The following is a 13,293-nucleotide window of genomic DNA, read 5'->3' on the forward strand; positions in this document are numbered from 1 at the left end:
TTTATATATTTATATTTCATTACAATTATTTATTGATATGGATTGAATATTTTTATCCTTTCCAAATGTACGACAAATTACAGAATAACAATCTATCATTTCATTAATAGGAGATGAGTTTTTAAATATGCAAGAAGAAACATCACATACAGTTCCATAATTACCTTTATCTACGGTGACAACTATTAATTTATCATTTGAATTTTTCATATTAATTCCTTCAAAATTACATTTATAAATTTTATATAAGCAATCCTTTTCAAAGGAACTAAATTCAATTAATGAGTTTTTTTCTAAATCCGAAAAATTATTATTAACATCATTTAATTTACAATCTATAAATTCACAAAACTCTATATTAGCTTTTATACAACTAAGTCCATATATTATTTTTCCAGTACATTCTATAAACTTACATCCACTAAGTTCTAGAGTATTTTTATAATCAATTATATTTTCACACCTATCAAAAGTACATCCAGTAATACTTTTAACAGCTGTAATAACATTTTTACAATTTTCAAAATAACAGTCTTCCACATTAATTTTATCTTTCATTAAGAAATTTCCACTAATACAATCTTTATAATTTATAAAACTACATTGAGTTACTAAAGACTCCGTTATAAATACTTTAGCTGAAGATATTTTTTCATTAACTTCTATTTTATTATTTTCAAATATACATTCTTTAATAATTGATGATTTATCAGAAAATAAATTCATTTCAATTATTATGCAATTTAAAAAATTTTCAAACCTGCAATTTTCAATTTTAAAAGATAATAGTTCCAAAAAATTCTCATCTAAGTTATTCTTATCCTGGTTTTCTTTAGCTAAAAAACTACTATTTTCAATTTTAAGTAGTCCATTAGCATAACTTTGCTTTATAAATCCAAAGTCTAATTCTATTCCTTTGCAATTTAAAATAGTTATATTAGAATTATTATCTTTAATAAAGCTATTGCAGCCTTCAAATATAGTGTTTTCAAAGATTATATTAGATTTTTCAGATTTAACAAGGTAACTATCCTTTTTACCCATAAATTTAATTTTAGAATTTTTTATAACTACATTAGCCGCCTGCAAATCAACTTCTTTATTAGCATCCCTATCATCAACTAATATATCACAATTTTCTATTATTAAATTTCCACTACAATTAATAACTGACCCTAAAATTATTCTCTTATTAAAGATAATAACCTCTTCATCAAAATCAATATTTATAACATCTTCAATATGTATTTCCTTTTTCTTTTCTTGTAAACCTTTTTTTAAATCTTCTACTTTAACATCTCCAATTGACATTAAGCTTCATCTCCTATTTATTAAAAATTATATAATCCTAAGTATTTTTATTTCTACTATAAATAAGTTTAATTTCTTATCATTTAAATAATTAAATTTATTCATAAAAAAACTTTTCTTACTATTTAATTTTCTACATAAATTAAGCATTCATATAAATATTGTATCATAATTTGGAATACATTTCCTATAAAATAATAAGAACTATACCAAATCCGTTGTTGGTATAGTTCTTCAATTTAATTATTTCTTTTGATTTTATATAACTCTTAAAACTTGCCTTAACTATCTATTTATTTTTTAAATTTATTCCTTGAGGAAATTTAAATACATTATAAGGATCATATTTCATTTTTACTTTCCTTAATCTCTCTAAATTACCACCATAGTATTCTTCTTCATAGTTTTTAAGTTCTGCAAAAGGAAAGTTAATAAAAGATCCTTCTGTAATCCCCTTTATATTACTAAATACATTTTTTACCCACTCTCTATTTAATGGAGCAAATTCATCCTCTTCCCAAACAGATTGTAAACCCATAATAAATTTTGCATCCCTATAATAAAAAGCTGTACTATCTTTTTCTTTATCACAAACTGCTCCACCTAGTCCATAAAGAGAAATTGCTACATAAACTGACCCTTCTGGTCTATTATTTACTAAATTAATAATATCTCTTATCTCATCTCTACTATAATCTTTATATACAAATCTTCCTGTTGACTTATATTTTTCATAAGGTGGATGACTATCTTGTATTTGTCTATTTACTTCAACAACCCTTTTATAATCTAAATCAAAATTAAATTTACTTACACAATTTTTAAATGGCTTTAAAATTTCCTGTGCTTCCTTTTTATCCCCATAAAAAATACCTGTAATTTTAACACCCCTACCTTTTTCCTTAGAATTATAAATTGCAATCTTTAAGTTAAGGCGTCTATCTATTGTTTTAAATTCTCTTTGAATATTTTGAATTAAATCAATATTTTCTTCAAAATCTATATCCTTATAATCAATACTTATTAATGTTGCCATTTGAATTTTCTCTGGAATATTAAAAGTCATAGAAGTAACTACACCAAAATTACCATTACCTCCTCCTTTGCAAGCCCAAAATAAATCTTCATTAATATTTTTATTTGCAATTATTCTTTTACCTTCATAGTCTATAAGTTCTAGTTCTATTAAACTATCACAAGCTAACCCAAATAATCTACTAGAATATCCCCAGCCTCCACCTAAAACTAAGCCAGGCACTCCAACAGTTGGACATCCTCCTCCTGGAAATGGATATCCTAAGGAACCTAAAGCCTCATATAATTCTCTATTTCTAACTCCACCATCTATTTTAACCTTATTATTTTTTTCATCTATGTAAATACTATTCATTTTACTAACATCAATAACTGCTACATCATTTCCAGTTGAATATCCTTCATAATTATGACATCCTGACCTTATTCTAATAGGTATGTCATTTTCTTTAGCCCAGCATATTGCATTTATAACATCCTCTTTTTCCATACAATATACAAAAACTAATGGATATTTTTGAATTGCTCTATTCCATGATTTTCTTGACTCCTCATATTCAAAATCATCTCTTTTTATTACTTTTCCAGTTAATCTATCATAATTAATTTTTTCCATCTCTTCACCTTCTATCAACTATTTTCTTAATATGATAATATCACATATTAAGAAAATTAAATAATGTGCTAATATAAATTTATTCTTTAGTTTTATAATATGGCTATGTTTTAGGTAAGTATTAATTTTAAATAGTCCATACTATATATTATTAAAATTTCCAATAAAAATTTTTAATATTACTAAACATAATACTACTATTGATGTTATAATACTAAATAAATATTTATTTTTAATGAATATTTAATTTTACTTAATACTCATTAAAAATATTTCACTAAGTAAATTATATTCATAATATTATTTACCTTAATCTTTAAATTATATTGAAAGGAGATTTTATATGTGGAATGAATTTAAAAAATTTGCAATGAAAGGTAATGTTGTAGATTTAGCAATAGGTGTTGTTATAGGTGGTGCCTTTGGTAAAATAGTAACTTCATTAGTAAATGATATTATTATGCCTTTAATAGGTACTCTTGTAGGAAAAGTTGATTTTTCTAACCTTTATATCAATCTAAGCGGACAGCACTTTAACTCTCTTCAAGAAGCTAAAGCTGCAGGAGTTGCAACTATAAATTACGGACTATTTTTAAATAATGTAATTAACTTTTTAATAATAGCTTTTTCTATATTTTTAGTTATAAGACAAATTAACAGATTAAAGGACTTTGCAATAAAAAAAGAAGAAGTAAAACCAACTACCAAAACTTGCCCTTACTGTTTTACTGAAATTCCTATAGAAGCAATTAGATGTCCTCATTGTACATCTAAATTATCTGAAATAACTGAGGAATAAACAATACATATTTTAAATTAATTAATAATTTTCATTTTAAACTTATGAGAAATAAAAATTATTAAAAATTCATATAGGCAGCATAGATTTTAAATTATCTATGCTGCCTATATTTTTTGCCACAAACTTTGTATTTTTCTTCATATACATCTTTAACATTTGTAGAACAAATGTAACAAATGATATATTTTTACTCCATTTTATTCTAATTATCATGTTAAATTTTAGACAAAAATAATAAAAACCATTGAATTTATTATAAAACATGGTAATATATAATTATTAATTTCAACAAATGTTTTGTATTTATACAAATGTTAAGATTAAATTCTATTTTAAATGGATTTTTCTTATCTTATATTATAGGATCTATAAATTTTAATTGCTTGTTGAAACTAAAAACCAAAATTTTATATTACCCACTAAATACATTAGATTTAACTTATTAGGAGGACAATTATGAAAACTAATGAAAGTGATATTACAAAGAAGAAGAAGATTTTAAAAACAGTTCCATTTATTATCAGTATTTTAGTTGGAATTATTTTATGGTTTATTCCAGCACCTACAAAAGTTGATATAATTGGATGGCATACCCTTGCTGTATTTTTATCCATTATCGTTGGTTGTATATTAGATGCAGCACCTATGGGCTTATATGCATTAATTGGAATAGCAGTTTTATCTGTTACACAAACCTTACCTGTAAAAGAAGTATTTTCAGGTTATGCAAGTAAAACTGTTTGGCTTATTGTAATTGCATACTGTGTTTCTATCGGTTTTAGAAAAACTGGTTTAGGAGAACGAATTGCATATAAAATGGTTGAGGTATTTGGTAAGAATTCTTTAACACTAGGTTACTCATTATTACTATGCGACTTAGTTGTTGCACCTTTAATACCAAGTAATACAGCTAGAGGAGCTGGAGTTGTTTTCCCTATTGCTACATCCCTTTCTGAATCATTAGGTTCTAGACCTAAAGATGGTACAGCTAGAAAAATTGGAGCATTTTTACTACTTGTAAGCTTTCATGCTAACTTAATAACTGGTGCAATGTTTTTAACTGGAATGGGAACAAATCCCATTGCAATAGCATTAGCAAAAAATGTTGCAAATGTTGATATTACTTGGGGTGGCTGGTTTTTAGCAGCATTAGTTCCAGGTTTAATTTCATTAATAGTCATACCTTTATTGCTTTATGCATTATATCGTCCTGAAATAACTGAAATGCCTGAAGCTAAAGAAATGGTTAAAAGAGAATTAAAAAGAATGGGACCTGTAAAAAAATCAGAAAAGCAAATGATTGCTTCATTTATATTAATGATTGTATTATGGATATTTGGGAACCAATTACATGTAAATACTACAATCACTGCTATTATAGGTTTATGTATTTTACTTATTTTAAATGTAGTAGAATGGAAAGATGTTACTTCTGAAAGAAGTGCTTGGAATATTTTATTATGGCTTGGACCTTTAATGATGATGGCATCTCAATTAAGTAAATATGGTGTAATAGCTTGGTTTAGTGGAATAGTTCAAGAAAAAGTACATGGATTATCTTGGCAAATTGCAGTAATTATATTAGCTATCGTTTACTATTATGCTCATTACTTATTTACAAGTACAATTGTTCATATGCAAGCAATGTATGCTCCTTTTTTATCAATACTAATAGGACTTGGAGCTCCTGCAATGCCAGTAGCATTACTTTTTGCATTTTTAACTTGTATGTGTGCAGCTACAACTCATTATGGAACAGGAACTGCTCCTGTTTACTTTGGTGCTGGTTATGTTAAACAAAGTAAATGGTGGGAACTAGGTTTTATAATTTCTATATTTGAACTTATAATTTGGCTTGGTATTGGATTCTTATGGTGGAAGATACTAGGACTATACTAATATAAATAATTTCAAAAAAATCTTTAAAAAGCTTTATAAAATAAAATGAAAAAGACTTCTAGAATTTAAATCCCAAAAATTCTAAAAGTCTTTTTTTGTACAAGCATATCTATATTATTTAATTTATCTACCGAATTTATAATCTTTTTAATAAAATATTTTTAATAACTTTAAGCCCATATTTGTTATAATTTTAAATTTTATTAGAATATTAAATATTAATCTTTATGTAAATATTTAAATATTAATATTTTTATGCTCCTCTTTTTTTAGTAAAGCCCATAAAATCCATTTGAAGCATAAATATATCTGATGCTGTAAGATTATTTAATGAACCACTCATAAAATACTTTTCTCCAGCTTCACTAACACTATCTCTTCTTACATCTTCTCCCCATATTATAGTTGGAACTCCATCTCCAGTATGATCCTTTGCTTCGCATGGAGTTGAATGGTCTGCTGTAAAACTTATATAGCACTTTGATTTATCAATATTTTCTAATATATATCCAACCATTTTATCAATATTTTCTATAACTTCAATTTTCTTTAATGGTAAATTATCATGTCCTGCAAGGTCAGTTGCCTTAACATGAACTACAACCCAATCATAACCTTTATTTATAAATTGTACTGCCTTTTCTCCCTTTTTCTTGAAGTTTGTATCAAAGTTTGCAGTAAAATCCTCTTCAGTATATTCTTCCATACCTGCTAAATTAGCTATACCATAAACTGTTTTATCCCCAGCTATACAAATACCCTTAAATCCAAACTTATCTGTAATTTTAGGCATAAATTTCTTTTGTCCAACACCTCTAGTTAAAATTACATTTGCAGGTTCTTTTCCTTCTTTGATTCTATCTAAATTAACTTTGTGGTCTTTTAATATTTCCTGTGCCTTTAATGTAAATTCAAGAAGATTTTTTGCAGTTTTCTTACTTTTTAAATCACTTTCATCATTTGATTTTGGAATTACTAATTTTTCTCCTTCACAGGCTGTTCCAGGGTCTGTACAAATTATATCTTTTCCAAGTCCTTCTCCTCTTAAAACAACAGCTACTCTATGGTCAGTTAATTCCTTAACTAAAACTTTTGTTCCATCTTCTAATACCATTCCATTTAATGATTGTGCCAATAAATCTGTACCTTTTCTAATACGTCCAGCTCTTCTATCTATAACAATATTTTCTTCATCTACAGTTCCAAAGTTACCTCTAAAAGCTACATCACCATCTTTAATTTCTATTCCAGCACTCATAGCTTCAAGAGGTCCTCTACCTGGATAAACTTCATTGCTATCATATCCAAATATTTGAAGATGTCCAACATCTGTACCAACTCTTATACCTGCTGATATTGGATATACATTTCCACACATACCTTCAGATACTAATTTATCTAAATTAGGAGTCTTTGCCTTTTCAAGTGGAGTTAATCCATTTAATTCTTTGTTTGGTCTATCTCCAAGACCATCTGCTATTATTAATATACCTTGTCTTTTTCTCAAATTCATTCACCTACTTAAAATGTCTATTTATTTTTTAAACTTTTCTTTTTTAATTTTTCTTCTTTTGCCTTTTTTAATAAATCTTTATTTTTAATCATAAATAATATTGAAATTACTATTGCAAATCCCCAAACTACATAATTAAATACTTTATTTTTCTTATATACATTAATTGAAAACTTAATTTCACTTCCACTTTTAATTTTTCCAAATACAAAACTTCCAAAGTTTTTCCCATCTTTTTCAAAAACTTTATATGGCTTTTCTGCATTAAAGTCTACTATATTTAAAAGTTCATATCCTTTAGGAGCTGCTAAACTAACTGTGTAATTATCAATATTTAAAGGCGAATCATTCTTACCTTTAAATTGAATTAATTTTACTCCACCAGGTACTGTGTTACCTATTTTTGCTTTTTCTTCTACATAAGTTTTTTCTTGTGTTATATCAAGATTAAATATAACTTCTTCATTTTTTTCTTTAAAATTTAATGAGTTATATTTTATATCTCCATTTTTTATAACTTTAACATCTCCGTTTTTTGTGCCTTTTTCTATTGTAATTTCATTTATTTTGCTATTTTTGTAGCATGGAAAATATATATTTCCATTTGAATCTGTTATAGCCTTTATATTTTCTTTTATATTTGCATTTTCAGAATCTTTAGTAATAACATCATCTATTGATATAATCTTTCCTACTTTATCTGCTGCAAAAACCGGCATTGATGATGGTACTAATACCACTAATGCTATTAATATAGTCAGTAGCTTTTTCATATAATTTTCCTCCTAAACTATTCCTAATACTTTAAACCAAGTAAATGAAGCTAATATTAAAATTCCCCATTTTACTACTAGTACAAGTAATCCATAAAGTAATTCCTGTAATACTGTAAAATATCCAGTGTTATAGTATATAAGGTTAACCTTACTACTTGGTGGTAATGTAATTGTATCTGCAATAGTTAATGCTGCTGGAAGTGCCAGTGCAACTGGATTGTAACCAGTTGTTTTTGCTATTGCTATTATTGTTGGTATAAGTATTATTGTTCTTACTGTTTTTGATGTAAATACTAAATGACTGAAACTTGAAATAAACATTATTACTGCAAATAAAGCATAGAAACTTAAGTTTTCAATTCCTAATGAAGAGAAAATACTATTAAGAACCCAAGATGCTACTCCAGTATCATTTAAAGCAACTCCACCTGCATATGCCCCACAGGCAAATATTAATAAATTCCATGATATTTTAGCTTCTTTCCATTTTAATATTCCTATGTAAGGCATAAAGAATAATGCAGCTGATAATATTGCAACCATAACTAAACTTAATCTAAATCCAAATATTTTAAGTTGTCCTTTATCTAATGCCCACATAACAACTGTAAAAGCAAATATAATAAGTGCTTTCTTTTCTGTTATAGACATTTTTCCAAGACTATTGTATTGGTCTTTAAGTTTTTTCATATCATCTTCAGTAACTTTTTTATTATGTACTTTAAATAATGATTTACCTATAAAGAATGAAGCAATAAGTGTAAGTATAGTTATTGGGGCTGATGCCATAAACCATTCTCCCCAAGAAATTTCATGACCTGAAAGATCTCTTATAAAACTAACTGCAAGTATTTGAGATGATGTAGCTGTTAGTATTGCAGCAGTTGATAAGTTATTTGATTGAATTCCTTGTAGTGCTAGTAATCTACCAAAATTATTTTTAGGATCATCTAAATTAACATGGAATGCTTCTATTACAAGCATTACTATTGGGAACATCATTGCAGCACGAGCTGTTGTTGATGGTACTACAAAGGCAATTAAAAAGTTTGTTGCCATAAGAAGTGCTAATATACTGTTAGTACTTTTTCCAAACTTAGTTATAAGAAATAGTGCTAGTCTTTTTGCAAGTCCACTCTTTTCCATACCAGAAGCTATTATAAAGGCTGCAAAAGTTAACCAAATAACTTCATATCCTAAAACTCCCATAACGTGAGTTTCATCCCAAGCTCCTGTTAAAGGTAATAAAACTATTGTAATAAGTGCTGTTACATAATTTGGGATACTATTTGTTATCCATAAAGTTAATGCAAATACAAATACCCCCATAGCCATCTTTCCTGAATAAGAAAGACCATTTGGTGTTGGCATTGTAAAAATTATTGCAAATAATATAAGTGCAATTGGTAATCCAAAAAACTCCATTTTTATTTCAAAAGGACTTTTTTGTTTTTTTATTTTTACCTCTTTTTCTGAATTACTCAAAATACATTTCTCCTCTCAATTTTTGTATTCGTTTTCCTAGACCTATTGTAAAATAATTTAAAATTTCTATCCAATTATAAATACTTATTAAAAAAAATCTTTTTAATTTTATCATAAAAAATTTTTATAGTTATATATTTCTAACTTACTAATTTATTAACTTATTATTTAATATGTAGTATAATCTTATTAAAATAAAAATATTAAGAGGTATTGCAATGAATATTGAAACTTTGAAAACATTCCTTATTCTTGCTGAAAATAATAACTTTACAAAAACTTCTGAAGCTTTGTTTTGCACTCAGGCTGCTGTATCCCTTAGAATTAAAAATTTAGAATCCTATTATGGTGCAAAGTTATTTTCGCGAGATAATAAAGATGTAAAATTAACTGAGGCAGGAAAGGAATTATTACCTTATGCCAAAAAGATAATTGATATATCAAATGAAGCTAAGCTTAAAATTTCATTATTAAATGATTTAAAAGAGCAAAAGATACATCTTTTATGTTCTAGCACACCAGGTACATATATACTTCCAGAAATAATATATAAATTTAATCAAAAATTTCCATACATATCAATATTAAATGATGTTAAGTACACTAAAGATGTAATAGAAAATATAAAGAATAATACTTCATCTTTTGCATTAATAAGTCAACCTGAATTCTTTGATACAGAGGATTTAACCTGTGAGGCAATTGGTGAAGATCCTATAGTTTTATTTGTCGGTAAAGAACATCCTTGGAAAGATAAAAAATCTATAAGTATAACTGATTTAAAAAATAGTAATTTTTTAATATCAAATCCTAAAACTTCAATTATTAAGTATATTGAAAACCTAGGAAATTTTAAATTTAAAAAAGAAAACATTTTCACCATAGGAAATATAGAAGCTATTAAACAAGGCGTTATTTCAAATATTGGAGTATCTGTACTGTCTTATTACTCCATAAAAAATGAAATTAATTATGGACTAGTTAATGTTATTCCTTTTAAAGAAAATATAGAAATGAATAGAAAAATCTATCTTATAAAAAATAAAGATTATAAATATTCCACATCAGAAGAAGTTTTTATTGATTTTTTAAAGGACTCATTAAGAAAACTATAATAAGAATTTTTTATACTTAATATAATTTTACAAAAAAATAAAGGGGAATATATTCCCCTTTATTTTATTTATATATTTCTAGCTACTTCAAAAGCATCCCAAATAGCTGACATAATATTTCTAACTTCAAGTGCATCGCCTAATAAATATGTTTCCTTATTATTAAATCTTAATTCATCATATAATTCTTTATTAGATAAATATCCAACAGAAACAATTATAGTATCTGCACAAATTTCTTTTTCAATTCCATTTTTATTTATTGTAATTTTATCATTATCTACTTTACATATATTAGCTTTAGTTTCTATATTTACATTATAGAACTTTAACAAGTCCTTTAACATTTGACTATTTGCATGACACATAGGAGGACCTGATGCTAATATATCATCAAGACATTCTATTATATTAACTTTTTTACCTTTTTTAGCTAGCCATAGTGCAGTTTCGCAGCCTACTAATCCTCCACCAACTATTGTAGCTGAATTTTCTACTTCATGTTTACCTAAAAGTATATCTTGTGCAGTATAAACATTATCTATACCATTAAACATATTTAACATTTTTGGTGTAGAACCTGTAGCAACTATAATTACATCTGGATTTTCTGTATCAATTAAATCTTTTGTAACTGTAGTATTTAAATGAATATCTACTTCATTCTCCTTTAGTGCATCTTCATACCATTTTACAAGGGCTCTATCGTCTTCTTTAAATTCTGGAGTTCCTCCTGGAATAAGATTTCCTCCTAATTTATCTGTTTTTTCATATAAAGAAACTTTATGTCCTCTAATAGCTAAAACCCTTGCGGCTTCACATCCAGCTACTCCACCACCTACAATTAATATTTCTTTTACTTTCATTGTTTCTTGTAGTTCAAATTCTTTTTCTCTTCCAACAGATGGATTTACTGCACAAGAAAGTGCTCCACCAGTTGCAAGTCTTCCCATACATCCATCATGACAAGATAAGCATGGACGAATTTTTTCAAATTTTTCTTCTTTTATCTTTAATGGAATATATGGATCAGCTAAAAGAGGTCTTCCTAAAGCTATCATATCTGTTTCCTTATTTAATATAGCTTGGCTTGCAGTATCTGGATTATCCATTCTTCCTGCTGTAATTACTGGAACTTTAAGTACTTCCTTTAACTTTTTGTTTAATTCAAGATACATACCTTTTTTAAAATACATTGGTGGATGATTCCAATACCAAGAGTCATATGTTCCTGCATCTGCATTAAAGGCATCATATCCTGCCTCTTCTAATATTTTTGCTGCTTTAAGTCCTTCTTCAAGATCACGACCCTTTTCTTCAAATTTTTCTCCTGGTAATGCACCATCATTTAATCCCTTTACATAACTCTTTACACTATAACGAAGAGAAACTGGGAAATCTTCTCCGCAAGCTTTTTTAATTGTATTAAGTATTTCTATTGGAAGTCTTAATCTATTTTCTAAACTTCCTCCATATTTATCAGTTCTTTTATTAAATATTGTCATAGTAAACTGGTCAAGTAAATATCCTTCATGTACAGCATGAACTTCAACACCATCAAAGCCAGCTTGTTTTGCTATAAGTGCAGCTTCACCAAATTTCATTATGTATGTTTCAATTTCTTCAATAGTAAGTGGCCTACATTTTAATTCTGGAATCCACTTATGTGGTATAGCAGAAGGTGCTATTGGAGTAACATCTCCAACTATTCCTGGAATACTAACACGTCCAAATCCTGCAGTTAATTGAAGAAATATTTTTGAGTTATATGCATGGACTCTTTCTGTAAGTATTTTTGATGTTCTTATAAAATTTGATGGATTAATTGTTGCACAAGGCATTGAAGGCATAGCACATTTTTCGATATCGTTTTCAACATAGGTAACACCTGTCATTATTAATCCAGTTCCACCCTTTGCCCTCTCTACATAGTACTCAATTCCTTTGTCACTAAAGGAACCATCTTCACAACAAAGTCCACTAGGTCCCATAGGTGCCATTACAAATCTGTTTTTAATTTCTAAGTTTCCAATTTTTATTGGTTCAAATAAATTAAAATGTTCTTTTCTCACAAAAAATACCCCCTAATTTTTAAAATTATGTTATATATTTAACTTAATTCATTAATAAATTTTTGTCAATATGTTATTATTATTCATATTTTTTATTAAATATAATAATTTAAACCCTATTTTATTATTAATTATTAAGTGAACCCTTATTAGTAGACATAAATTCAGAAAATGTTTTCATTATTATATGGTACAATAATTTATATACATATAAATTTAAGGTGGTGTATCTTTATGGGACGAAAAAATTATGATTCTAAATTTAAAATTACAGCTGTAAAATTAGTTTTAGAAAATAATACTTCTGTATTAGATGTATCTAAAAAATTGTGTATTCATTATAATACTTTATACAACTGGATAAATGAATATAAAAAATATGGGGAAAATGCCTTTCCAAACAATGAAAATAAACTTAATTCCTATAAATGTGAAATAGAAAAATTAAAAGAAGAAAATTTAAAACTTAAAGAGGAACTTGATCTATTAAAAAAATACCAAGCCTTCTTAAGGGAAAAGAATATTTAAGATTTCAATATATCAAAGAAAATACCAATAATCTTAACATTAAGAAGGCTTGTAAAATTTTAAAAGTATCCCGTTCTGGATATTATAAATATATAAATAGTAATCTTTCTCCTAGACAAATAGAAAATTATATATTAAGTG

At 26.6% G+C, this 13,293-nt stretch carries 10 protein-coding genes; 4 read left to right on the forward strand and 6 right to left on the reverse strand.

Annotated features, from left to right (window positions below; genetic code table 11):
• Positions 1 to 9: 9 nt before the first annotated feature.
• Together J2S18_RS02735 and J2S18_RS02740 are read right to left on the reverse strand one after the other, a co-directional pair.
• Complete coding sequence (locus tag J2S18_RS02735; protein WP_307482899.1) at positions 10 to 1,311, reverse strand: hypothetical protein; 1,302 nt, start codon at positions 1,309 to 1,311, stop codon at positions 10 to 12.
• A 289-nt stretch (positions 1,312 to 1,600) separates the two neighbouring features.
• A complete protein-coding gene (locus J2S18_RS02740) occupies positions 1,601 to 2,962 on the reverse strand; it encodes an FAD-dependent oxidoreductase (RefSeq protein ID WP_307482902.1) in 1,362 nt (453 codons plus the stop codon).
• Between the two features lie 343 nt (positions 2,963 to 3,305).
• Between J2S18_RS02740 and mscL the strand changes: the two genes are divergently transcribed.
• Positions 3,306 to 3,761 carry a large conductance mechanosensitive channel protein MscL gene (gene mscL, locus J2S18_RS02745; protein ID WP_307482905.1) on the forward strand — a complete coding sequence of 152 codons (456 nt, stop codon included), beginning with the start codon at positions 3,306 to 3,308 and terminating at the stop codon, positions 3,759 to 3,761.
• Positions 3,762 to 4,220: 459 nt separating this feature from the next.
• Entirely contained in the window at positions 4,221 to 5,663 is a 1,443-nt protein-coding gene (locus J2S18_RS02750; RefSeq protein ID WP_307482908.1) for an anion permease, read from the forward strand.
• A gap of 253 nt (positions 5,664 to 5,916) precedes the next feature.
• Here the strand turns inward: J2S18_RS02750 and apgM are convergent, their stop codons facing one another.
• The 3 genes from apgM to J2S18_RS02765 are packed head-to-tail and all read right to left on the reverse strand — an operon-like array spanning position 5,917 to position 9,437.
• Entirely contained in the window at positions 5,917 to 7,170 is a 1,254-nt protein-coding gene (apgM, locus tag J2S18_RS02755; RefSeq protein WP_307482911.1) for a 2,3-bisphosphoglycerate-independent phosphoglycerate mutase, read from the reverse strand.
• Between the two features lie 23 nt (positions 7,171 to 7,193).
• Entirely contained in the window at positions 7,194 to 7,949 is a 756-nt protein-coding gene (locus J2S18_RS02760) for a hypothetical protein (RefSeq protein WP_307482913.1), read from the reverse strand.
• Positions 7,950 to 7,961: 12 nt separating this feature from the next.
• The gene (locus J2S18_RS02765; RefSeq protein ID WP_234925755.1) at positions 7,962 to 9,437 is read right to left on the reverse strand and encodes an SLC13 family permease; all 1,476 of its coding nucleotides are present in this window, start codon (positions 9,435 to 9,437) and stop codon (positions 7,962 to 7,964) included.
• A 218-nt stretch (positions 9,438 to 9,655) separates the two neighbouring features.
• Here J2S18_RS02765 and J2S18_RS02770 point away from each other — a divergent pair, with 218 nt between their 5' ends.
• The gene (locus J2S18_RS02770; RefSeq protein ID WP_307482916.1) at positions 9,656 to 10,552 is read left to right on the forward strand and encodes a LysR substrate-binding domain-containing protein; all 897 of its coding nucleotides are present in this window, start codon (positions 9,656 to 9,658) and stop codon (positions 10,550 to 10,552) included.
• A 68-nt stretch (positions 10,553 to 10,620) separates the two neighbouring features.
• Here J2S18_RS02770 and J2S18_RS02775 read toward each other — a convergent pair whose 3' ends face one another.
• Entirely contained in the window at positions 10,621 to 12,624 is a 2,004-nt protein-coding gene (locus J2S18_RS02775) for an oxidoreductase (RefSeq protein WP_307482919.1), read from the reverse strand.
• A gap of 234 nt (positions 12,625 to 12,858) precedes the next feature.
• On the opposite strand from J2S18_RS02775, the gene J2S18_RS02780 reads away from it, so the two are divergent.
• A complete protein-coding gene (locus J2S18_RS02780) occupies positions 12,859 to 13,152 on the forward strand; it encodes a transposase (protein WP_307482921.1) in 294 nt (97 codons plus the stop codon).
• Positions 13,153 to 13,293: the final 141 nt, after the last annotated feature.

It is taken from the genome of Eubacterium multiforme (assembly GCF_030813415.1).
In the GTDB taxonomy this organism is placed as follows: domain Bacteria; phylum Bacillota; class Clostridia; order Clostridiales; family Clostridiaceae; genus Clostridium; species Clostridium multiforme.

Excerpts from the sequence above, each read along its gene's own strand:
- J2S18_RS02735 (WP_307482899.1), bottom strand. The coding sequence starts at position 1,311 with ATGTCAATTGGAGATGTTAAAGTAGAAGATTTAAAAAAAGGTTTACAA.
- J2S18_RS02740 (WP_307482902.1), bottom strand. The coding sequence starts at position 2,962 with ATGGAAAAAATTAATTATGATAGATTAACTGGAAAAGTAATAAAAAGA.
- mscL (WP_307482905.1), top strand. The coding sequence starts at position 3,306 with ATGTGGAATGAATTTAAAAAATTTGCAATGAAAGGTAATGTTGTAGAT.
- J2S18_RS02750 (WP_307482908.1), top strand. The coding sequence starts at position 4,221 with ATGAAAACTAATGAAAGTGATATTACAAAGAAGAAGAAGATTTTAAAA.
- J2S18_RS02760 (WP_307482913.1), bottom strand. The coding sequence starts at position 7,949 with ATGAAAAAGCTACTGACTATATTAATAGCATTAGTGGTATTAGTACCA.
- J2S18_RS02770 (WP_307482916.1), top strand. The coding sequence starts at position 9,656 with ATGAATATTGAAACTTTGAAAACATTCCTTATTCTTGCTGAAAATAAT.
- J2S18_RS02780 (WP_307482921.1), top strand. The coding sequence starts at position 12,859 with ATGGGACGAAAAAATTATGATTCTAAATTTAAAATTACAGCTGTAAAA.